General features: G+C 62.8%; 19 protein-coding genes and 2 pseudogenes. 5 read left to right on the forward strand and 16 right to left on the reverse strand.

Going from position 1 to position 21,432, the window contains the following annotated elements; all coding sequences use genetic code 11:
• Positions 1-6 precede the first annotated feature (6 nt).
• The gene (locus NCS00_RS27975; protein ID WP_033536447.1) at positions 7-273 is read right to left on the reverse strand and encodes a YlcI/YnfO family protein; all 267 of its coding nucleotides are present in this window, start codon (positions 271-273) and stop codon (positions 7-9) included.
• A 171-nt stretch (positions 274-444) separates the two neighbouring features.
• Between NCS00_RS27975 and NCS00_RS27980 the strand changes: the two genes are divergently transcribed.
• Complete coding sequence (locus NCS00_RS27980) at positions 445-2,631, forward strand: hybrid sensor histidine kinase/response regulator family protein (protein WP_250441550.1); 2,187 nt, start codon at positions 445-447, stop codon at positions 2,629-2,631.
• Positions 2,632-2,647: 16 nt separating this feature from the next.
• Here NCS00_RS27980 and NCS00_RS27985 read toward each other — a convergent pair whose 3' ends face one another.
• The 4 genes from NCS00_RS27985 to NCS00_RS28000 form a co-directional block, all read right to left on the reverse strand.
• Positions 2,648-2,857, reverse strand: a complete 210-nt coding sequence (locus NCS00_RS27985) for a hypothetical protein (protein ID WP_008347038.1) — start codon at positions 2,855-2,857, stop codon at positions 2,648-2,650.
• A gap of 104 nt (positions 2,858-2,961) precedes the next feature.
• Positions 2,962-4,200 carry a multidrug effflux MFS transporter gene (locus tag NCS00_RS27990; RefSeq protein ID WP_175981403.1) on the reverse strand — a complete coding sequence of 413 codons (1,239 nt, stop codon included), beginning with the start codon at positions 4,198-4,200 and terminating at the stop codon, positions 2,962-2,964.
• A gap of 141 nt (positions 4,201-4,341) precedes the next feature.
• Positions 4,342-5,091, reverse strand: a complete 750-nt coding sequence (locus NCS00_RS27995; RefSeq protein ID WP_034470221.1) for a DUF2278 family protein — start codon at positions 5,089-5,091, stop codon at positions 4,342-4,344.
• A 41-nt stretch (positions 5,092-5,132) separates the two neighbouring features.
• Positions 5,133-5,945, reverse strand: a complete 813-nt coding sequence (locus NCS00_RS28000) for a CHAD domain-containing protein (protein WP_008347044.1) — start codon at positions 5,943-5,945, stop codon at positions 5,133-5,135.
• Between the two features lie 187 nt (positions 5,946-6,132).
• On the opposite strand from NCS00_RS28000, the gene NCS00_RS28005 reads away from it, so the two are divergent.
• Complete coding sequence (locus NCS00_RS28005) at positions 6,133-6,495, forward strand: NUDIX hydrolase (RefSeq protein WP_250441551.1); 363 nt, start codon at positions 6,133-6,135, stop codon at positions 6,493-6,495.
• A gap of 29 nt (positions 6,496-6,524) precedes the next feature.
• On the opposite strand, the gene NCS00_RS28010 is transcribed toward NCS00_RS28005, so the two are convergent.
• On the reverse strand, positions 6,525-8,123 hold the full coding sequence (locus NCS00_RS28010; RefSeq protein WP_008347047.1) for an MFS transporter: 1,599 nt from the start codon (positions 8,121-8,123) through the stop codon (positions 6,525-6,527).
• 33 nt (positions 8,124-8,156) lie between these two features.
• Positions 8,157-8,522: a BON domain-containing protein gene (locus NCS00_RS28015; protein WP_250437445.1), complete on the reverse strand. Its 366-nt coding sequence runs from the start codon at positions 8,520-8,522 to the stop codon at positions 8,157-8,159.
• A gap of 491 nt (positions 8,523-9,013) precedes the next feature.
• Here NCS00_RS28015 and NCS00_RS28025 point away from each other — a divergent pair.
• Positions 9,014-9,139 (forward strand): annotated as a pseudogene (locus NCS00_RS28025) (short-chain dehydrogenase/reductase); the annotation flags it as partial.
• Between the two features lie 9 nt (positions 9,140-9,148).
• On the opposite strand, the gene NCS00_RS28030 reads toward NCS00_RS28025, so the two are convergent.
• The 5 genes from NCS00_RS28030 to tssF form a co-directional block, all read right to left on the reverse strand.
• Positions 9,149-9,979 (reverse strand): Rossmann-like and DUF2520 domain-containing protein, encoded by an 831-nt coding sequence (locus tag NCS00_RS28030; RefSeq protein ID WP_008347056.1) that lies wholly within the window; start codon positions 9,977-9,979, stop codon positions 9,149-9,151.
• 23 nt (positions 9,980-10,002) lie between these two features.
• Complete coding sequence (locus NCS00_RS28035) at positions 10,003-11,451, reverse strand: aldehyde dehydrogenase family protein (protein ID WP_250441552.1); 1,449 nt, start codon at positions 11,449-11,451, stop codon at positions 10,003-10,005.
• Between the two features lie 2 nt (positions 11,452-11,453).
• Positions 11,454-12,557, reverse strand: coding sequence for a tartrate dehydrogenase (locus NCS00_RS28040; protein WP_250441553.1), 1,104 nt, complete (start codon positions 12,555-12,557; stop codon positions 11,454-11,456).
• A 112-nt stretch (positions 12,558-12,669) separates the two neighbouring features.
• Complete coding sequence (locus NCS00_RS28045) at positions 12,670-13,590, reverse strand: LysR family transcriptional regulator (protein WP_175981393.1); 921 nt, start codon at positions 13,588-13,590, stop codon at positions 12,670-12,672.
• Between the two features lie 99 nt (positions 13,591-13,689).
• Positions 13,690-15,378, reverse strand: coding sequence for a type VI secretion system baseplate subunit TssF (tssF, locus tag NCS00_RS28050; protein ID WP_350029736.1), 1,689 nt, complete (start codon positions 15,376-15,378; stop codon positions 13,690-13,692).
• A 467-nt stretch (positions 15,379-15,845) separates the two neighbouring features.
• On the opposite strand from tssF, the gene NCS00_RS28055 reads away from it, so the two are divergent.
• Positions 15,846-17,174, forward strand: a complete 1,329-nt coding sequence (locus tag NCS00_RS28055) for an MFS transporter (protein WP_250441555.1) — start codon at positions 15,846-15,848, stop codon at positions 17,172-17,174.
• A 2-nt stretch (positions 17,175-17,176) separates the two neighbouring features.
• Positions 17,177-18,088 (forward strand): NAD(P)-dependent oxidoreductase, encoded by a 912-nt coding sequence (locus tag NCS00_RS28060; protein ID WP_350029737.1) that lies wholly within the window; start codon positions 17,177-17,179, stop codon positions 18,086-18,088.
• A 54-nt stretch (positions 18,089-18,142) separates the two neighbouring features.
• Here the strand turns inward: NCS00_RS28060 and ilvD are convergent, their stop codons facing one another.
• The 4 genes and pseudogenes from ilvD to sdhB all read right to left on the reverse strand — a co-directional run.
• A complete protein-coding gene (ilvD, locus tag NCS00_RS28065) occupies positions 18,143-20,002 on the reverse strand; it encodes a dihydroxy-acid dehydratase (RefSeq protein WP_175981275.1) in 1,860 nt (619 codons plus the stop codon).
• 106 nt (positions 20,003-20,108) lie between these two features.
• Entirely contained in the window at positions 20,109-20,741 is a 633-nt protein-coding gene (locus NCS00_RS28070; protein WP_250441557.1) for a TetR/AcrR family transcriptional regulator, read from the reverse strand.
• Between the two features lies 1 nt (position 20,742).
• Positions 20,743-21,165 carry a nuclear transport factor 2 family protein gene (locus NCS00_RS28075; RefSeq protein ID WP_008347086.1) on the reverse strand — a complete coding sequence of 141 codons (423 nt, stop codon included), beginning with the start codon at positions 21,163-21,165 and terminating at the stop codon, positions 20,743-20,745.
• A gap of 190 nt (positions 21,166-21,355) precedes the next feature.
• Positions 21,356-21,432: pseudogene (gene sdhB, locus NCS00_RS28080) on the reverse strand (succinate dehydrogenase iron-sulfur subunit); the annotation flags it as partial.

Consider the following 21,432-nt stretch of genomic DNA (forward strand, 5'->3'; position numbering starts at 1 on the left):
CATCGATCATTCATCGGCCTGATCGCCGAAGAGGTCCGCGGTCGAGACGCGATCCTGCTGCAACGGCGGCAACGCACCGCTCCTCACTTGTTCGAGCACGTCCGGCGGCAACCAGGTTTCTTCCATTGCGCCGATGCCGTTCTCGATCATCTGCTGGAGGAAGAACGATTGCTTGCGCCCCGTCACTTCCGCCAGAAGTCGCAGCCGTTGTTCGAATTGTGGATCGACCCGCACTGCGACCACCTTTAGCTTGTTTTCGGCGGTCCTTCTCACTGCATGCTCCTGTTACGTTCGTTGCGCGCCGCGAGCGGGCGCGCGCATGCGGTGCTTATACCACAGCCTGATTGCGCGACGACCGATGCGCACTCATGCATGGCGATGACAGACCTGCGTGCTACCATCGAAACGAGCGTTTCGGCGCTCGCGCACGCCTTGCAACGCGCCATGAACGAATCTGAAGAACACTCCGCTTCAGGCACCGCAGAGACCCTGCCCTCTCTGCCACCGCTCGACTTTCGCGCGGCGCGCAGACGGCTCTTCGCTGCACTCGTTGCGTCGATCGTCATTCCCTTCGCATTTTTCTGCCTGTACGGTTACTACACTTACGGACGCACATTCGCCGAAACCGGCGAGTCGCTCGAACGGCTCGTGCGTATCGTCGACGAAAAGGCCAACACCGTTTTCAGCATCAACCGCGAACTGATCTCGCGCATCGACGAGATGCTCGGCAGCGGCGACGCGGATTTCATCGCGCGCAGCCAGTCGGAGCTGCACGACAAGCTCGCGCGTCTCGCGGCGGCTCATGAACAGATCGCGGCGCTCTCCGTGCTCGACAGTCGCGGCAGGCTCGTGCTCAGCAGCCGCTTTTTTCCCGCGCCCGATGTCTCCGTCAGCGATCGTGCGGATTTCATCGCGACGCGCGATACGCATTCGAGCTTTCATGTTTCCATGCCCGAGCGCGGGCGCGTGAAGAACACGGACATCGTCAACACGCTGAGCGCACGCTATGCGAAAGACGGCCGCTTTCTCGGCGAAATCGCGATTGCCGTGCGGCGCGATTATCTGTTCGATTTCTATCGCGAACTCATTGTGAGCGATCCCGCGCTCCCGCTCGCGCTACATCGCGACGACGGCGCCGTGCTCGCGCGTTTTCCGCCGGCGTCCGCGCCCAATGCGCCCGATCGCCATTCGGTGCTGGCGAGCGCATTCGCGCAAGGCAAGCCCACGGGTCTGATGCGTTACATATCGCCGCTCGACAACGATGAAAAGCTCGCGGCGTGGCGGCGTGTCGGCGACTATCCCGTCTATGCGGCGGCGGGCTTTTCGATTAATGACGTGCGCCTCGCATGGTGGCGGCGCGATGTATCGATCGCGTCGATCGCACTGATTCCGTGCATCGCGCTGTGGGTGCTGATCGGCTTCTCGCTGCGACGCCTCAAAGCGGAAGAAGCGGCATGGCACAACTGGCGCGGCGAACTTGCGCTGCGCCGCTCGGCCGTCGCGGCCACGCGGCGGCTTCAACGCATGGGCGCGCTCGGCAATCTCGTCGCGAGCGTCGCGCACGACTTCAATAACCTGCTGATGGTCGTCACGTCGAACATGGAACTGGCGCGGCGCAAGGGCTTCAACGGCCTCGAGAAGGAAGTCGCGGCGGTCGAGCGCGCATCGAAGAATGCGCAATCGCTCGCACGCCGCCTGCTGAGCGTCGCGCGACGTCAGCCGCTTCAGATGCAGGTCATCCGCCTCGATCGCTGGATGATGGACTCCGAGCCGCTCGTGCGCGCGTCGGTGGGCGACAAGGTCACGTTCGGCTCGCGCGTGCCGCCATCGACGTGGACCGTGCGCGTCGATGCGACGGAGCTGACCTCGGCGCTCATCAACATCGCCGTGAATGCGAAGGACGCGATGCCTCACGGCGGCGACTTTCGCATCGAGTGCAACAACGTGCGTTATACGTCTACGCATGAAGGTCTCGGCGCCGGCGAATACGTCGTGATCTCGTGCAAGGACAGCGGCGTCGGCATGCGCACCGACGTCGCAAAACAAGCGTTCGAACCGCTTTTCACCACCAAGGGCGCGGGCGCCGGGACAGGGCTCGGACTCGCGCAAGTGCTCGCGATGTCCGAGCAGGCGGGCGGCACGGCGCGCGTGAATTCTGCATGGGGCTTCGGCACGACAGTCGACATCTATCTGCCGCACTGGACCGGCGAAGTCGATGCGCCTGCGGATGCGCCGCCTGTGGAGACCGTCGATCGCGAAGCGCCATCGTCCACCGTGCTGATCGTCGAAGACAACGAGGAAGTCGCGGCGGGCCTGTGCGCCGTGATCGACGTGCTCGGCTGGCAAGCGCGCCACGCATCGTCAGGCGATGCCGCGAGACAGATGCTCGAAGCCGGCGATGAATTCGATCTCGTGCTTTCCGACATCCAGATGCCCGGTAGTTACGACGGCATCAAGCTCGCGGAATGGATCAAGTCGACGCGCCCGAATCAGCCGGTCACGCTGATGACGGGTTACGCCGATCAGCTCGACGAGGCGCGCCGCACCGGCTTCACCATACTCGCGAAGCCTTTCAATATCGACGAGTTGCAACGGCTGCTGAACGGCCTGTCGATGCGCGCCGCGCGGTGAGTCTCGTTCGTGCGCTTCAGTGCAGCGGCGATTCTCCGGGCAACTGAAACGCATCCACGGTATAGCCCATGTTGAAATATCCCGCGCGCGCGTAGACGGAAATGTGCTCGAGCTGCTCGGCGCGCGTGGTTTCGCTCGCGGCGTGAGCGTCGTTGGCCGAACGCTCACGCGCACGCTGCGAAGGGCCCGAAAGCGCCTGCCAGTAGTGAGTCAGGAAGTGCGGCATGGCTCGCCTCCTCGATGCATGAACAGCTCGAATCTAAGCCTTCAAAAAGACTTGGACAAACAAGCTTTTCTGCAATGCATTGCAGGCCGCACCGCTTTGGCGCATCAGGCTGCGTCGACGCCTTCCCGCACGGTGCCCGTGGCCTGCGACTGCTCCAGATGGCGCAGCAGCAACGTCACCATCGCGACGACGGTGAACGCGAGAATCACGAAGAACGCCGCGAGGGGCGTGAGAATCTGCACCGACACGAAGCCCGCGAGACCCATCATCACCGACGACACGAGCAAGAGCGAGCAGCCGAGAATCGCCGCGGTAAGGCCCGCGATATGCGGAAAGAGCGAATTGCCCTTTGCCATCAGCGTCGGGTACATCGCGCCGGCGCAGAAGCCCATCACGAGCACCGGCGCGGACAACGTCCATACGGTGAGGCCGACCGTCAGCGAGAGCAGCAGCATGACGACCGATGCGCCCGCCATCACGCGCGCGCCGATGCGCAGCCGTTGCTCCGCGCTCGGCAGACGCGCGCCATGCACGCGGTTCGACAGCCCGCCGAGGAAATACATCATGCCGATGGCGAGCGCGAGATAGCCGAAGTACGTCGGCGGCTTGTGCAGCGTGTTCTGCACCATGAAGGGGCCGACGATGTTGAACACGAGCAGGATGCTGTAGCACAGCCCTTGCGCGAGAAAACAGCTCTGGAAAACGCGGCTCGACAACACCTTGCCCGCATTCGTGAACAGCGTGCGCGGCGCGAGATGCACCGGCTTCTGCAAGGTCTCGCGATAGCGCCATATGAGCGTCCACATCACGATCGAATAGATGAGCAGAAAGACGAGGCACGACTTCCAGCCGAACCATTCCTGCAAGTGCGCGCCGATCACGGGCGCCACGATCGGCGCGAGCCCCCACGCGATCGACATGTAGGTGAACGCGTGCAGCAGCGCCAGGCCCTTGAACGAATCGGTGATGATCGCCTTCGCGAGCAGGTTGGTCGCCGCGATGCCGAAGCCTTGCAGGCACCGCGCGAGCAGGAAGGTTTCGAGGTTCGTCGCCGCGAGCGACAGTAAGCAGCCGAGCGTGAAGACGACGAGCCCGAACGCCAGCACTTTTTTGCGCCCGTACGCATCGGCGATGGGGCCGAAGACCAGTTGACCGATCGCATACGCCGCCATGTAGCCGGAGACGCTCGACTGGATCGCCTGGGGCGACGTGGCGAAGTAACGCGCCATCGCGGGCAACGCGGGCACGTAGATATCGATGGCGAGCTGCCCCGCCGACGCGAACAGGCAAACCAGAAACAGCAGGAATTGCGGGGAATTCTTCGAAGGATGAGCGTGGTTCATGACAACGACGAATGAGCGAAGGCCGGCGGCCTCTGCGGGCGAATCCGGATGGGGATTCATCGTATTGTGCCTGTCATCGCGCGAATCGGCTCAAAGCCCTCGTCGCGCGTACGTCAACCTGCGCGTTTCCCGCGCGATCGATCACGTCTTGCCATGCAGAATGGGATGCGACTGGCCCGGTATCGGGCGGCCACGGCTGTCCGTCGGCACGAGCTGCGTCTGGAACGCGACGAACAGCGCCTGAAACTTGCCGTCCACTTCGATCATGACCGCGCCGTCCTGAAACACGCCGTTCTCGTTCGAGTGGTCCTTGACATGCGTGCCCTTGCCCGGCTTCGGGTTGCCCTGATTCATATGCGTCTCGTGCAGCCCGTCCTTCCCCGGCTCGAACAGGAAGCCAAAGCCATAGACGGTCACGTCTTTCGTCGGCTTCCATCCGAGGCGATCGTCGCTATAGCTCGGCGTTTCGTAGACGTAATCGACGCCGTTCGCCGACATGTCCAGTTGCAGCATCTCGTTGAGAAGCGCATTGATATCGTTCTTCTCGTCCTTGGTGTCGAGCGGGATCGGGCGCATCGCGTCGAGATCGACGAGTCGCGAATCGTGCACGTAATCGAGCTTCGGGAAGTTCGCTGTCGACACACCCGCCGACAGCTTGTCGAGATCGGCCGTCATCGGATGATCGAAGTATCGATTCCAGACATACAGCACGAGATAACCCGCTGGCCCCGTCAGCGAGCTATCGGATTTCACGTTGGTGACGATGTCGAATGGCTTGCCGTTCGCGTCCTCGCTGACGATCACGTAATGCGGATCGCCCTTATAGCCCTGAAGAAAGGGGACGCCGAGCTTGACCGTGCCCTTGAAGACAACGTATTCGTTGCGCGCCATGATGACAACATCCTTTCGGCAGATATGCGATCACGACGATATCAACGAATCGCTTTTCTCGCAGCTTTGAAGCGATGTTTCTGCTCCGCCTTCAGCGCACGTAACGCGTGCTTTTCGCTGGCATCGTCGGCGAATTCGCCTCGTGAATTCGAAAGCAAATCGCGGCTCGCAACGACATCGTTCAACGCGCCGAAGCGCTTTTGAAGCCGCTTGAGGCTCTTCACCTCGGCGCGCAGTTTCGCCGGGATATCCGGCTCGAAAAACTCGATCAGATAACGCACCTTCTTTCCCGCCTTGCGCACTTCGTGATACGCAGCATAGTCCGACTGTTTCGCGCGCAACGCCCGCTTGATGCGCTTCTTCAGCTGACTGCGCGCCGCGCCGATGCGCTTCTTCGCGAACCGTTCGACCGGCACGCGTTGCGGTCCCGTGTTGAGCTGATGATTCGCTTCCTTCAATCCGCTCAGCAGCACATGCTTCATGTCCGCGTTGGCGAGATTTTCGATGCTCGTCGCGAGCACGTTAGCCCGATGCGCCTTCACCGTTTCGTCGAATCCTTCGACATCGAGTTCATGCAGCAATTCGATCAGAATGTCCCAGTCCCGCGCGCTGCCCGCCGATGTCGCGAGATACCTGAACAGCGCGCGCTGACGCGTATCGAATTCTTCGTCCAGCAAAGGCCGGTATGCCCAGAACAAAGTGCGCAGCCTGCGCAACGCAACACGCAGCTTGTGAAGCACTTCCGGGTCCGTGTTTCCGTCGAGCGTGGCAGCGTGCTGCATCGCCTCGTCGATCAGCGGCGACGCGAGATCGCCGAATCTGGCTTCGGCCGTGATGCGCGTTCGATCGTCCATGATCGCTCCCTGTTACCGAATGACCCGGTTACGCAACATGCATACCCGCTGCGCGGGGCGAGCGGAACATGTCTTGCTTCATGCCCAATACGGAAAATGCCGCTGTCATCGGATGCTCCACAATGAAAAAACGGTTGGGTACACTGGGTCCGTTGACAGGACATAGCTTATAGATAACGGAGTCGGTTTGAGGAAGCGAGCCACCGTCATTTGTCGGAAGGGCAACCGGATACTTCTGGTGGCGCGACGTCGCACCAAGTGGGCGCTGCCCGGCGGCATGCTCAAGCGAGGCGAGCATCTTTCGGACGCCGCGCTTCGCGAACTCAAGGAAGAAACGTGTCTCGCGGGCAAGTCGGCGAAATTCCTGTTTCAGCATCGTGGAAGGCAGAAGCATCATCACGTCTTCTTCTGCGATGTGCCGAAGAACGCAAAGCCGCGCGCGAGCAATGAAATCTCTCGCTGCCGCTGGGTTCATATGTCGGAAATTTCACGACTCGCGACCACCGAGCCGACGAGACACATTGTGAAGGCGCTCGGCGGCAAACGCTGACACCGTTTCGCATGGTCGTTCGGCAAACGTCACGCGCTTTGTCCTTTCGCATCGCCATAATCGACGCGCACCGCAGGCACGAACCACGCGAGACAGAGGCCGACGAACGCCGCCATCGCGGCGACCACGAGCCCGACGTGAATCGACGCGACGAGCGCCATGCGCGCCGAGTGCATCATCGTCATCGCATCGGCCGCTTGGCCCGCCGCGACGAGGCGTTCGATCAGCGCAGACTGTTCCGCACGGTCGATCAGCAGGTCCGGGCTCGCGAACGATTTGAGCCACTGCGTCGCCTGATACGAATCGAGCGGACGATGCACGTTTTGCGCATAGAGATGCCCGAGCAGCGCGCCGGTGATCGCGGTGCCCAGCATGCCGCCGAAAATGCGCAGCGATTGCAGCAACGCCGTGACCGCGCCGATCTGCTCGCGCGCGACGATCTGTTGCGAGCAGATGGTGAGATTCGTCGCGACGAGCCCGAGACCGAGTCCGCTCGCGCCCATGCACGCCATCCAGACGGCATGCGGTTCGTGACCATCGAGCGAGACGAGCGCGAGACAGCCGGCCACGGAAAGCGCGAAGCCCGCATACATCAGCACGTTCGCACGCGGGATGCGCGTGACGATGCGGTTGTTGATCATGCTGCCGACGGTCGTGCCGAGCAGCAGCGGCGTGATGAGCATGCCCGAATCGTGCGGCGACATGCCATAGCCGCCCTGAAACAGCAGCGGAATGTAGAAGGCCATCGAGAAGAGCGCGAAGCCGCCGAGCACGGAGATCGCGAAAAGCGCGGCGAGCTTGCGGTCCATCAGCACGTCGACGGGCACGACGGGATAGCCCATGCGCTTTTCCCAGAAGTACAGTGTCGCGCCGAACAGGAGCGTGACGAGCGCAAGCACGATCGTCGTGCGCGAGACGCCTTCTTTCGGCAGCAGTTCGATCAGCAGTTGCAATGCGCCGAGCGTCACCGCGACGACGCACGCGCCGAGCCAGTCGAGCTGAATCCGTCCACGCGTCTTCGCATGATGCAGGTTCGGCACGAACATCAGCACGAACATTAGCGAGACGATGCCGATTGGCACGTTGACGAAAAACACGAGCCGCCAGCCGCGCATCTGCGTGAGCATGCCGCCGAGCGTCGGGCCGATCACGTTGGCGACGCCGAACGTCGACGTGACGAGCACGAGCCAGCGCAGACGCAGCTTCGGATCGGGAAAGAGATCGGCGACGGCGGCGAACACCGTGCCGAGCAGAATGCCGCCGCCGATGCCCTGCACGCCGCGCGCAATCACCAGGAACAGCATGCTGTCGGCGAATCCGCACAGCACCGACGCCAGCGTGAACAGCACGATCGCCGCGAGCAGAAACGGCTTTCGTCCGTAAAGGTCGCCGAGCCGCCCGAAGATCGGAATCGTGATGACGGACGCGAGCATGTACGACGTCGCGACCCACGCGTACAGATCGAAGCCCTTGAGTTCGGCGACGATGCGCGGCATCGCGGTCCCGACGATGGTCTGATCGAGCGCGACGAGCATCGTGACGAACGCGATGCCGAGCATCGCGAGCAGCGATTCGCGAAACGGCAGGCGTTGCCGTTCGCGATCGCCGACATCCAGGAACGAGTTCATGACATGCGCGAGCGCGCGCTCAGAGGCAGTGTGTTACTGCCCGCCTTCCTGAATCGTCAGAACATTCTTCACCGACTTCACGCCGTCCACGCCTTTCGCGATCGACGCCGCCTGGTCGATCTGCTCGCCATCGGCTGCGTGACCGGCGAGCGTGATCGCGCCGTTCTTGGCGATCACATTCATGCCGTTCGTGTCGATGCCGCCTTTTTGCAATGCCTGAGACACCTTCTTGCTGAGCGCGCGGTTGGCTTTGCGCGCCGTCGATTTGGAGCTTCCCGCGCTCGCCGAAGGCGTCGCGGACTGGGTCGATCCCGCATCGCTGGTCTGCGACCATACGTTGACGGAAAAGGCTATCGCTGATGCAACGGCGGCAAATCTGAGCGCATTGATCATCTTCATTGCGTGGCTCCGGTAGCTTGCGTGAAATGGAGGATGCAAAGGCAAGATGGATTCTAATCGGCGCTTCGCGATATCGCAGGGAATCGGGCCGTTCATTTCGCTAGCGCGCGCAATCGCGTCGGCGTAAGGCAGAAATCGGCGTTTCCCGCGAGCTTTGCGATCGTGAAGTCGATGAACGTTCGCACGCGAAGCGGCCGCTCCGTTCGATGCCGATAGTAGATGTAGATCGATTCGCGCTGCGTCATTTGACGCGTGAGCAAGGGTACGAGACGTCCTTCGCGGATATGCGCGACGGCGAAAAAAATACCGAGCGCTTTCGGCGCGCTGATGCGCAACGGCCGGGCGATGTCTTCCTTCGCGTTCTTCGCATCCGCGATGGCAGACGTGAGCACCGCAAGCGCCGGTTCGACGCTCTGCAACAGGCGCTGTGGCTTGCGGCGATATCCCCTGATCAATGACCGCACGCCGCTCATCACGCTCGCCGATGCGCAACGCCGCCGCTGCGCCTCGCGCTCGGCACCGACACGCTGAAGGCCATCGCGGAGAAGAACGCGCATGTCGAAGCAGAAACGGACGCGTGGCGTGAGTCATCGAGTTCGACGGATTTCGCTGTTTGATCGCGCCAATTACCCTCGCACCTTGCCCGTCAGCGCGAGGCGCGTGGCGAGCGTCGAGAGCGCGTCGTAGGCATCGCGCGATACCGTGTCCCACGCGCCGATCGCCTGCGATTGCACTTCCACGACCGCGCGATCGCCGCGCGCCGCCGGACCGGTCAACGCATCCTTCGGCCCGAGCGAAACGACGTTGGTGGCGGCATTGCGCGTGAGCGTGTGCATCATGTCTTCGATGAGCGCTTGCGGAATGCCGGCCGCCTGCCACATCTCGACGGACATCGCCGCGAGTATCGGCAGAAAGTTCGATGCGACGACCGCCGCCGCGTGATAAAGCGCCTTGCTGCCCGGCTCGATATCGAAGCAGCGCGCGCCGATGGCCGCGAGAATCTCGCTCCATGCATCGCGGGCGGCGCGATCGCCTTCGAGTCCGCATGGCGTGCCTTCGAACTGGAACACGGCCGTGCCGGGCTTCGCGAAGCTCAGCATCGGATGCGCGCTCGCCACGCTCCAGCCGAGCGCGCGCAAGGGCGCGAGCGTGTCGGCGTCGAGCGCGCCGCTGCAATGCACGGCAATCGTAGGCGCATCATGCTTGCGATGCGCCGCAAGCGCTTGCGCCACGTCCGCGATGCGTGCATCGGGCACCGAGAGCAGCCAGATATCCGCGGGATGCATCGCGGCGATGTCGTCGAGCGCCCGGCCCGCGCCGATGAAATCGACCGCTTCATGCGCATGCGCGAGATCGCTGTCGCATACATCGCCGATATCGAGCACGCGGTTCGCGACGATCAGATTGCCGAGCGTCGCGCCGACCCGCCCCGCGCCGATGATGTTGAGAGTCGCCATGATGATGTGAACCCGCGCGAGACTCAGCCGTGCCTGATCGCGATGGTCTTCAGGCTCGTGAAGCCGTACAGCGCTTCGAAGCCCTTCTCGCGTCCATGCCCGCTCGCCTTCACGCCGCCGAACGGCAACTCGACGCCGCCGCCCGCGCCATAGTTGTTGATGAACACCTGGCCCGCCTGCAGCTTGCGCGCGAGTCGCAGGCCGCGCGAACCGTCGCGCGTCCACACGCCCGCGACGAGACCGTAGTTCGTGCCATTGGCGAGCTTCACGGCTTCGGCTTCGTCGTCGAAGGGCATTACCGCGAGCACCGGGCCGAAGACTTCCTCCTGCGCGAGCCGGCTTTGCGGCGGCACGTCGCGAAACAGCACCGCTTCCTGGAAGAAGCCATTGCGCGACGCTTCCACGACGATCTTGCCGCGCGCCGCGACGCGAATGCCTTCACCTTCCGCCTGCTCGACGATGCTGCGCACACGCGCATGTTGCTTCGCGTTGACGAGCGGACCCATGTCGAGGTCCATCGCGGGCGGCCCGGAACGCAGCGCTTCGAAACGCTGCGCGAGACGTTCGATCACGGTTTCGTAGATGCCGCGCTGAACCAGCAGACGGCTGCCCGCCGAACACGTTTGTCCGGCGTTCTGCACGATCGCGTTCTGGATCACGGGCACGGCTTCGTCGAGATCGGCATCGTCGAAAACGAGTTGCGGTGACTTGCCGCCGAGTTCGAGCACGCTCGGGCAATGACGTTCCGCCGCCGTGCGTCCGACGAGCGCGCCCGTCGCGGTCGAGCCGGTGAACGAGACATGACCGATGCCTTCGTTCGCCGACAGCGCCGCGCCCGCCTCGCTGCCGAGTCCGGTGACGACGTTGATCGCGCCAGCCGGAAAGCCGACGTCGGCGGCGATTTCTGCGAGCCGCAGGATCGACAGGCTCGCGTCCTCGGCGGGCTTCACGACGCACGCATTGCCCGCCGCGAGCGACGCGCCGACGCTGCGGCCGTAGATCTGCATCGGGTAATTCCACGGAATGATGTGGCCCGTCACGCCGATCGGCTCGCGTACCGTCAGCACGGTAAAGCCGGTCGTATAGGGCAGCGTTTCGCCGTGCAGCTTGTCGACGCAACCCGCGTAATACTGCAGATAGCGCGCGAGCACGGCCGCATCGGTGCGCGCGGTCTTGAGCGCCTTGCCGGTGTCGCGCGCTTCGAGTTGCGCGAGTTCGTCGGCGTGTTCGAGAACGGCGTTCGCATAGGCGAACAGCAGGTTCGAGCGCTCGACAGGCGAGAGCTTCGCCCACGGACCGTCGAGCGCATCGCCCATTGCGCTGCGCGCTGCGTGGACAGCCGTGGCGATATCGGCGGCGTTGCCGCGTGCGATCGCCGCGAACGGCTCGCCGGTGCTCGGATCGATGACATCGAGCGATTCGCCGTTGTCGCCCGCTTTCCACGCGTTGCCGATGAAGTGACGGTATTCCATGCTTACTCCGTGATCAGTGCATGTTCGGTGACGGCTTCGGCGATCGCCTTGCCGACTTCGATGGTGTTCGCCGTGCCGCCCATGTCGGGCGTGCGCGGGCCGTTTTCGAGCACGCTTTCGATGGCCGACACGATGGTCTTCGCCGCCGCTTCGTAGCGCGCGTCGCCGCGTCCGAGATGCTGGAGCATCAGCGCGGCCGACCAGATCTGCCCGATCGGATTGGCGATGCCCTTGCCCGCGATATCGGGTGCCGATCCATGTACCGGCTCGAAGAGCGATGGAAAGCGCCGCTCGGGATTCAGGTTCGCCGAAGGCGCGATGCCGATGGTGCCCGTGCATGCGGGACCGAGATCGGAAAGAATGTCGCCGAAGAGATTCGACGCGACCACGACATCGAAACGGTCAGGATGCTGCACGAAATGGGCGCACAGAATGTCGATGTGAAACTTGTTCATCGCGATGTCCGGATAGCGCTTCGCCGCTTCGGCAAGGCGCTCGTCCCAGTACGGCATCGTGATGGAGATGCCGTTCGATTTGGTCGCGGCGGTGAGCTGCTTCTTCGGACGGCTCTGCGCGAGCTTGAACGCGAAGTCGAGAATGCGATCGACGCCCGTGCGCGTGAAGACCGCCTGCTGCGTCGCGAACTCGCGCTCCGTGCCTTCGAACATGCGTCCGCCGACCGACGAATACTCGCCTTCGGTGTTCTCGCGCACGACCAGAAAGTCGATGTCGCCGGGCTTGCGATTGGCGAGCGGCGAAGGCACGCCGGGCATCAGCCGCACGGGACGCAGGTTCACGTATTGATCGAACTCGCGGCGAATCCTGATGATCGATTCCCACACCGCCGTATGGTCCGGCACGATGTCGGGCGTGCCGACCGCGCCGAAGAAGATCGCGTCGTGCTTGCCGATCTGCTTGTCCCAGTCGGCGGGCATCATCGTGCCGTGCTGGACGTAATGCTCGGTGCACCATGATGCGAACTCGTCGAAATCGAGCGCGATGTCGTAGCGCGCGGCGGCGGCCTTCAGCACGCGCAGCCCTTCGACCATGACTTCCTTGCCGATGCCATCGCCCGGAATGACGGCGATGTGATGTGTCGTTGCCATTGCGCTCTGTCTCCTCGTTTTCGACGTTTGATCTGAGGGGAAATCTAGCGGAGGCGTTGTTGCTGCGGAAGTGCGAATCCAGAAACGGGAGTCTTCGAATATCCGCAAGGGCTCAGCTTGCGGCGCGTTCCCCGCCGGGCGCGACGAGCGATGCGGGCGCGAGTCCGCTCAGATAATCGAAGAGCCTGCGCGCGGGCAAAGGCGCCGCGCCCACGCGTATGCCGACCGACATCACGCGCTCGGCCCACGGATTCGTCAGGCGAATGAAGCGCAGACGCATGGGTTCGCGAAAGAGCCGCACCGCGCCTTCGGGCAACACGCCGATGCCCTGCCCCGCCGCGATCAGCCTGCACATGCCTTCGAAGCTTTGCACCTGTACGCGAAAGCGGATCGTGCGGCCCGCGAGCGCGGCTTCCTTGACGAGCATGCGCGTGACTTCGGCCTTATCGTCCAGACCGACGATATCGTGCTCGAGCAGCGCGGCGAAATCGATCTGATCGCCTTGCAGAACGTGATCTTCGGGCACGACGACGCTGATGCGATCCGTGCAATATGGCGCGAGGCGAATGCCTTCCATGCCGCTCTGCGACGTCACCACGCCGACATCCGCGCGCCCTTCGCGCAGCGCCTGAAGAATGTCCATGCTGCGCAATTCGCTGATATGCAGCTTGATGTCCTGATAGCGCTGGGAGAACGCACGCAGATGATCGGGCAAGTCCTGGCTGATCGCGGAGATATTGGCGAACACGCGCACGCGGCCGACGGAGCCTTTGGTGTAATCGGATAGCTCGCTATAGATCGCGTCGGTCCTGAGCAGCAGTTCCGTGGCGTGACGCGCGAGCGCTTCGCCGGCCGGCGTGGGCTCGACACCCGCCGACGTGCGATTCAGAAGCCCCACGCGAAAGTGATGTTCGAGCAGCGCGATGCGCCGGCTCGCCGTCGATAGCGACATATGCGATTGCTGCGCCGCCTTGGACAGGCTGCCCATTTCGACGGCGCGCAGAAAGAGAGCCAGCGACGTGAGATCGAACAAAACCGGATGCTCCGTGGAAGTTTATTCCGGGGAGTATGGCATTGAGTTGGGGTTGCTGTGGCGTGGAGGGATACAGGAAAACCCTGAGCGATGCGGCTATTAGAAAGGCGCACCCTCGAATTCCATGAGCGGAAAAAGCGTGTCCTTGCCGTCGATATTCAGCACGAGCCGCGTCGCGTGATGGAAGCTTGCATAGCGGCCAACGAAGCGGCTCAGCACATCGCCGAAGAGCGTCGCATCGCCGGGTCCGTCAAACGCACTCGCATCGAGCCGAACGTGAACGCGAATCTCGAAGCGCATAGGCCCCTTTCCCACGCTTTCATGCTCGGACAGCCGCACGTCTCGAATCGCATCGATGCGTCGCGCGATGCTTTCGTCGTGTGACCAGTCGTAGAGCTCCAGCGCCTCACGGAGCACCACCGCGCCGCCCATCCCCAACATGTTCAACTCATTCGCGCCGCCTGCCGTGTAGTGCCCGAGCACGCGCCAGTCGTACTCCGGGTGATAGCGCGGAGGATAGAGCGGCAAAGTCGGCGCTGTCAGATTGCGCACGGAAGCGATGCCGGTAAAACCCGACACGGTCTCGTTGATCGTCGCCTCGGACAGCGCCATGCGCGGCAGGCGTCCGTTGTTCGCGAGCGCGCGAACCGTCAGGTAGCCGTCCGGCTTTGGACGATTCTCATCGTGTCGGGTATCCGCATGGAAGCGCTCCCAGAGCGAACCGGAAAGCGTCACCCAGAGTTCGCGGCCGGTTACGCCAAAGCGCATCGAGGTATGGAAATACCGCTCAGGCTTCTCGTAGCGCAGCGTCCAGCCGCGATGGCGGAAGCTCGTGAATGCGCCGTAGGCGTGGCGCGCGCTGTCTTCCGGATCGGCCGCCGTCACCGCGAGCACGTGATACGGCTCGACGTGCCCCGCCACATCCTGCTGCAGACGTACGCGATGCTCGCGGTCATGCCGGTCTGTCGGCCGCAGCGGCAACGCGTCCACTTCGAACAGATTGATCACGGGCGTGCAGAAGAGACGAAAGCTGTCGCGACTGACCGGATAGTCGCCAGGCACGCGAGCGTTCAGTTCGATCTCGAAGGTCATTTGCGATTCACCCATCGGCAGCATCGACGCATCGAAGCCGCATAGATCGACGAAGTTGAATTTCTGCGGGAACACGAAGTATTCCAACAGCGTCTGTTCGCGATCCAGCCCGCGGTCACGCTCGGGCTCCGTGACCGGCCACAGCCGCGCGGACGGACCAAAGCCTGCCGCTTCGAAGCGCACGTCTTCGAGCGGTTGCAACTCGCCATCGCGCACTGTAGGCAGGCGCAGGCTGATCGATTCGACTTGGCGCGTCAGCGCCGCGTACAGCGCGGAGGCGGCAGGCCGGTCGCCGTGCAAGTAAAGACGGATGCGCGACAAATCAACCGCCTCGCGTTGCTCGCCAAGCCACAACCGGAACGTAAGGCGAATCACGGTGCGTCCGCCATCGCGGACCGCGATCTCTGCATCTTCGACCGAAAGTGGCAACAACTTCACCGTCTGCGTCGTCCGATAGAGACACTTGATCTGATCCGGACCGACGGGCGTCGACCGCACGGCGGCCCCCGCGGGAATCTGCGTTGCCGAAGCAACTCCGCGACCAATCGGCGTGCATTCGATGATCGACAGCGATGGAATCGCGCGCGCCGCATGTTCGTACAGGTTGTCGATCAGCGTTTCCGTGAATTCCGGAGCGCCGTCATCGAGCTTCATACGTAGACGCGCCGCGATCCTTATTCTGTTCAACGAACTCAAGCATTAATCGTTTTTCTTTGGACCGATGAATTTAGGATTGCATCACAAATAGGTCAACCCGGCTGATCGGTATTTGTTTCACGACCTATTGATTAAAGAAATCAGAATTCGGACATCGCCCATACCATGAGATCGAAGCGCGTGATTGAAAGAATGAGAAATTGCCTTTGAGCAGCAGACTTGAAGAATCGAGAGAAAATTCAACTCTTCTCACCGGTCCGATCGGTGTGAGGAAGCCAGATCGCACAATCTTTCAACTCGCTGTCTACAGCGAACACTCACTGCGTCGCGGGGCCATACAGGAAAACCCGGATCAAACCCCGCCCCGCCCTCCACCCCGTGTTCGAACTATTCGAAAGCCCGCTTCAACGATTTCGCATATCACTCGCGCTCAGCAGCCGCTACATTTCTTCTGTCCCGCCGCGTCCCGCGCGAGCAGGGACGCAAAAACAAATACGGAGACAGACGTGGAAATCGATGCGACCAACATGCCGCAAGGCGCGGCATCGCCCGCTGCGTCACACGATGCGGCCACCGCGGACCAGATCTTTCGCCGCCTCGCGCTGCAAATCCTGCCGATCCTGATGTTCGCGTACATCACGTCGTACATCGATCGCGTGAATGTGAGCTTCGCGAAGCTGCAGATGGCGCAGCAACTCGGTTTCTCCGATGCCGTGTTCGGCTTCGGCGCGGGCATCTTCTTTCTCGGCTATGTGGTCTTCGAAGTGCCGAGCAACATCGTCCTGCAACGCGTCGGCGCGCGCCGATGGATCACGCGCATCATTCTGTCGTGGGGCATCGTGTCGGGCCTCACGGCCTTCGTCTCCACGCCCATGCAGTTCTATGTGATGCGCAGCCTGCTCGGCGTCGCGGAAGCGGGCTTCATTCCGGCGATCGTCTTCTATATCGGCCAGTCGTTTCCGCGCAACCGCCGCGCGCGCATCCTCAGCATGTTCTATGCGGCGCTCGCGCTGGCGGGTCTCATCGGTTCGCCGCTGACGGGCTTCATCATGCAGTACTTCGATGGTCTCATGCAGTTGCCAGGCTGGAAGTGGATCTTCATCGTCGAGGCATTGCCCGCGTTTCTCGCGGCGGTCTATACATGGAAGGGACTCGACGACGACGTCACCCAAAGCCCGCGTTTCAGCGAAACGGATCGCGCGTTGTTGTCGCGCGTGCTCGCCGAGGATCGCGCGGTAACGGCGCAATCGAATCACAAGGGCCTCTTCACCAGCGCGCTCGTGTGGGCGTTCTGCCTCATCTATTTTCTCGATGTCTTCGGCATCTACGGCTACACCTTCTGGGCCCCGACGATGATCAAGTCGATGGGCATCTCCGGCGACTTCGCGATCGGCGCACTCGCCGCATTGCCGAACGCCGTCGCGGTCGTCGTGATGGTCATGTTCGGCCGCAGCGCGGACAAGCGCGGCGAGCGGCGCTTGCACGTCGCGGCGCTGCTGCTGATGGGCGCGGTGGGCTTGTCGCTGTCGGTGCTCTGGCATGACAACCTGTGGCTCGGCATGATCGCGCTGTGCATCGCGAATGCGGGATTGCTGTCGTTTCCGCCGCTCTTCTGGAGCATGCCGACGGCCGTGCTCGGACAGGCCGCGGCGGCGGTCGGCATCGCATGGATCAGCGCGTTCGGCAATCTCGGCGGCTTCTTCGGCCCATATGTAGTCGGCTTTCTGAAGCAGGCTTCCGGCGGCATGACGCTGCCGATCTTCTCGATGGTCGGCTGCCTCGCGCTCGGCATCGTTCTCACGATGCTGCTGCCCAAGCGCCTCGTGAACCGCTGAGCATTTTCAAACTTACACGACAACATGAAGAGAGACACAGCATGAAGCAACGCATCGGCATGATCGGTGTCGGCCTGATGGGGCACGGCATCGCGCGTAACGTGATGAAGCATGGTTTTCCGCTGACGGTCGTCGAGCATCCCGGCAATCAGCCGCTCGACGAACTGCTCGCGGGCGGCGTGAAGACCGTCGCGAACGGCGAGGCGCTCGCGCGCGCATCGGACATCGTCATTCTGTGCGTGACGGGCTCGCCCGAAGTCGAAGCGGTACTGACCGCGCCCGATGGCGTGCTCGCGGGATTGCAGCCGGGCGCGATCGTCATCGACTGCTCGACGGCGGTGCCCGCATCGACGCAGCGCATGGCGGCGCTCGTGAAGGAAGCGGGCGGCCTCTTCGTCGATGCGCCCATGACGCGCACCGCGAAGGAAGCGCATGAAGGGCGGCTGAATCTGCTGGTCGGCGCTTCGGCCGAGCTGTTCGCGCGCATCGAGCCGTTGCTGCGTACCTATGCGGAGAACGTGACGCTCGTCGGCGATGTGGGCGCGGGACACAGCATGAAGCTGTTGCACAACTTCGTGTCGCTCGGCACGATCGCGCTGATCTCGGAAGCGGCGGCCTGCGCGAAACGCGCGGGCGTCGATGCGCAGACTTTCGTCGATGTCCTCGCGAAAGGCGGCGGTGGTGGCGCGGCGCTCGAGCGGCTGCGTCCGTCGCTTATCGACGGCGATCCGTCGGGCATGCCGTTTCACATGTCCAATGCGTTGAAGGATCTCGGCTACTACGTGACGATGGCCGGCGACAACAACGCCGTCGATGCGATCGCCGGCGCCGTGCGCGCGACGTATGCGGATGCGGTCGAGCAAGGCGGCGCGCATCGTACTTTGCTGGAGTTGCCGAGGTTGCTGGGCGATTGAAGTTGCGATAAAAAAAGCCGCTCATCGAGCGGCTTTCCCTGGCGCTTTAAAGCCTCAATCGTCGAGCAAGGACAAGTCGCGCACCGCGCCCTTGTCCGCCGACATCACCAGCTTCGCATACGCCTTCAGCGCAGCCGACACCTTGCGCGGACGCTGCTTCGCGGGCTTCCAGCCCTTCGCGTTCTGCTCTTCGCGACGGCGCGCGAGTTCATCGTCGGAGAGCAGCACGTCGATCGTGCGATTCGGAATGTCGATGCGAATCTTGTCGCCGTCGCGCACAAGGCCGATCGCCCCGCCCGCCGCCGCTTCCGGCGAGCAATGACCGATCGACAGGCCCGATGTGCCGCCCGAGAAACGTCCGTCCGTCAGCAGCGCGCATGCCTTGCCGAGACCCTTCGACTTGATGTAGCTCGTCGGGTACAGCATTTCCTGCATGCCGGGCCCGCCCTTCGGACCTTCGTATCGAACGATGACGACATCGCCCGCCTTCACCTTGTCATTGAGGATGTTCTCGACGGCTTCGTCCTGCGACTCGGTGACGTGCGCCGTGCCTTCGAACACGAGAATGCTTTCATCGACGCCCGCCGTCTTCACGACGCAGCCATCCAGCGCGATGTTGCCCGTCAGCACCGCAAGGCCGCCTTCCTTCGAGAACGCGTGCTCGTACGAGCGAATGCAGCCTTCGGCGCGATCCGTATCGAGGCTCGGCCAGCGCGTGTTCTGGCTGAACGCGACTTGCGTCGGCACGCCTGCGGGACCTGCCATGTAGAACGTCTTGACGGCTTCGTCGTCGGTGAGCTTGACGTCCCATTGCGCGAGCGCGTCTTTCAGCGTCGGCGCGTGCACGGTCGGCACGTCGGTATGCAGCTTGCCCGCGCGATCCAGTTCGCCGAGGATCGCCATGATGCCGCCCGCGCGATGCACGTCTTCGATGTGATACTTGTTCGTGTTCGGCGCGACCTTGCACAGCTGCGGCACGGTGCGCGACAGACGATCGATGTCCTTCATCGTGAAGTCGATTTCGGCTTCGCGCGCGATCGCCAGCAAGTGAAGAATGGTGTTGGTCGAGCCGCCCATCGCGATATCGAGCGTCATCGCGTTCTCGAACGCCTTGAAGCCGACCGAGCGCGGCAGCACGCGCGCCTCTTCCTGCTCGTAATAACGGCGCGCCAGTTCGACGATGCCGCGTCCCGCGCGCTTGAACAACTGCTCGCGGTCGGCGTGCGTCGCGACGACGGTGCCGTTGCCGGGCAGCGAGAGACCGAGCGCTTCGGTGAGGCAGTTCATCGAGTTGGCCGTGAACATGCCCGAGCACGAGCCGCATGTCGGGCACGCGGAGCGCTCGACTTCGGCGACTTCCGCATCGGAATACGACTGGTCGGCGGCGATCACCATCGCATCGACGAGATCGAGCTTCTTCAGTTCGATGGCCTTCGTCTTCGGATTCGCGAGGCGCGTCTTGCCCGCTTCCATCGGGCCGCCCGAAACGAAAATGACGGGAATGTTCAGGCGCATCGCGGCCATCAACATGCCCGGCGTGATCTTGTCGCAGTTCGAGATGCAGACCATGGCGTCGGCGCAATGCGCGTTGACCATGTATTCGACCGAATCCGCGATGATGTCGCGGCTCGGCAGCGAGTACAGCATGCCGTCGTGACCCATCGCGATGCCGTCGTCGACCGCGATCGTGTTGAACTCCTTCGCCACGCCGCCCGCGGCTTCGATCTCACGCGCGACGAGCTGGCCCAGGTCTTTCAGATGAACGTGCCCCGGCACGAACTGGGTGAACGAGTTGACGACGGCGATGATCGGCTTCGAGAAATCTTCGTCTTTCATGCCGGTGGCGCGCCAGAGGGAGCGCGCGCCCGCCATGTTGCGTCCGGCGGTGGAGGTTTTGGAACGGTATGTGGGCATCGTGGTTGCGGTTGGAATGTCGCGAATGAAAGCGGGCCACGAGGGGTGAGGGCCCTTGCGCGCGGCATCCGCGACCTTTTGGGTCGGGTGGGCGCGAATTTTGGGATTATCCCATACCTGCTTCGTCCATTCCGCTTCGACGCGCCGCCTGCACCAGCGCGCGAATCGCCCAGCGTCTGACCTTGCGCGCGCGTGCGTCGTCGAGTTGCAGCACGTCCTTGCAGACGATCATCGCCTCCGTGCCGATGACAAGCGCGAGCGCCTGCGTGAGCGTGTCGAGCGCGGCGGGACTGAACTCGTCTTGCGCGGGTTCGAGCGCGGACTCGATCAGCGGTGTGCGGCGATTCTGCCGCAGCGGCATGTCGTCCTGCGATTCGCCCTTCGCCGCCCGCTCCAGCGAATGCGCGAGCATCATGCGCAACGGTGCTTCGTTCGCAAGAATCATGTCGTTGAGCGCGGCGTCGATACGCAACAATCGCGCGACCGGATCGGCCGATGCGCGCGCCGAAAATAGCTGGCTCGCAACGGGCGTGTCGACATCGAGCGATGCTTCGAGTAAGAGCGCATCGATGCTCGGGAAATGCCGATACGCCGTCGCACGCGACACGAGCGCTTCTGCCGCGACCTCTTCCAGCCCGGGCTTGCGCCCTTGCTTCATCAGCGCCGATGCCGCCTTCAGCAGATCCTTGCGCGTGCGCTGCTTCTGATTGCCGCGGGTCTTCGGTTCGGACTTCGCCATATCAAGCCTGCGGCAACTGACCGATGATCGCCGCGAGATCGACCCACACGTTTTCACGGCGAATCTGTCCGCTTTCGCTGAATTCGACGACATGCAGCATGCGAAATTCCAGCGGACGCCCACGGCCTTCGAGCCCGAACGGCCGGCCCGGCGCCTTGCCGCGCCACAACGACTCGTCGATGACAAAGCCGTCCCCATACAGACGGCGCAAGCACTCGACCCGGCTCTCCGACAGATCGGCAAACAACGCTTCGTAGAACGGCCGCGCGCGCTCGCGTCCGTGCGCCGGACCGGCAGGCCAGCCAACGACATCGTGCTCGACATCGTCGGTGAGCGTGGCGAGCACGCCTTCGACATCGTCGCTTCGTTCAAAACCGAAATGCTCTTCGATCTTGCGGTCCATCTCGACAGCAGTCAGCGTCATGATTGCCTCCTTGCACAGGTCACGCTTTCCAATTCATTCTAGTGAGACGACAGTCTCATTACAAGATTGAAATATCGTCTGGTGCGAGATGGTTAGCTATGCAATCACTTCAATGCATCGGCGCATATCGCAGATAAAAAAAAGCGCAGCCTCTTTCGAGACTGCGCTTTTTTTCCTTACGGTGCGGGGATCAAACCGCCCGTCGCACCATCAATTCCTTGATCTTGCCGATCGCCTTGGTCGGGTTGAGCCCCTTCGGGCACACGT

Origin of the sequence: Caballeronia sp. AZ1_KS37 (assembly GCF_023631165.1) — a bacterium.
In the GTDB taxonomy this organism is placed as follows: domain Bacteria; phylum Pseudomonadota; class Gammaproteobacteria; order Burkholderiales; family Burkholderiaceae; genus Caballeronia; species Caballeronia zhejiangensis.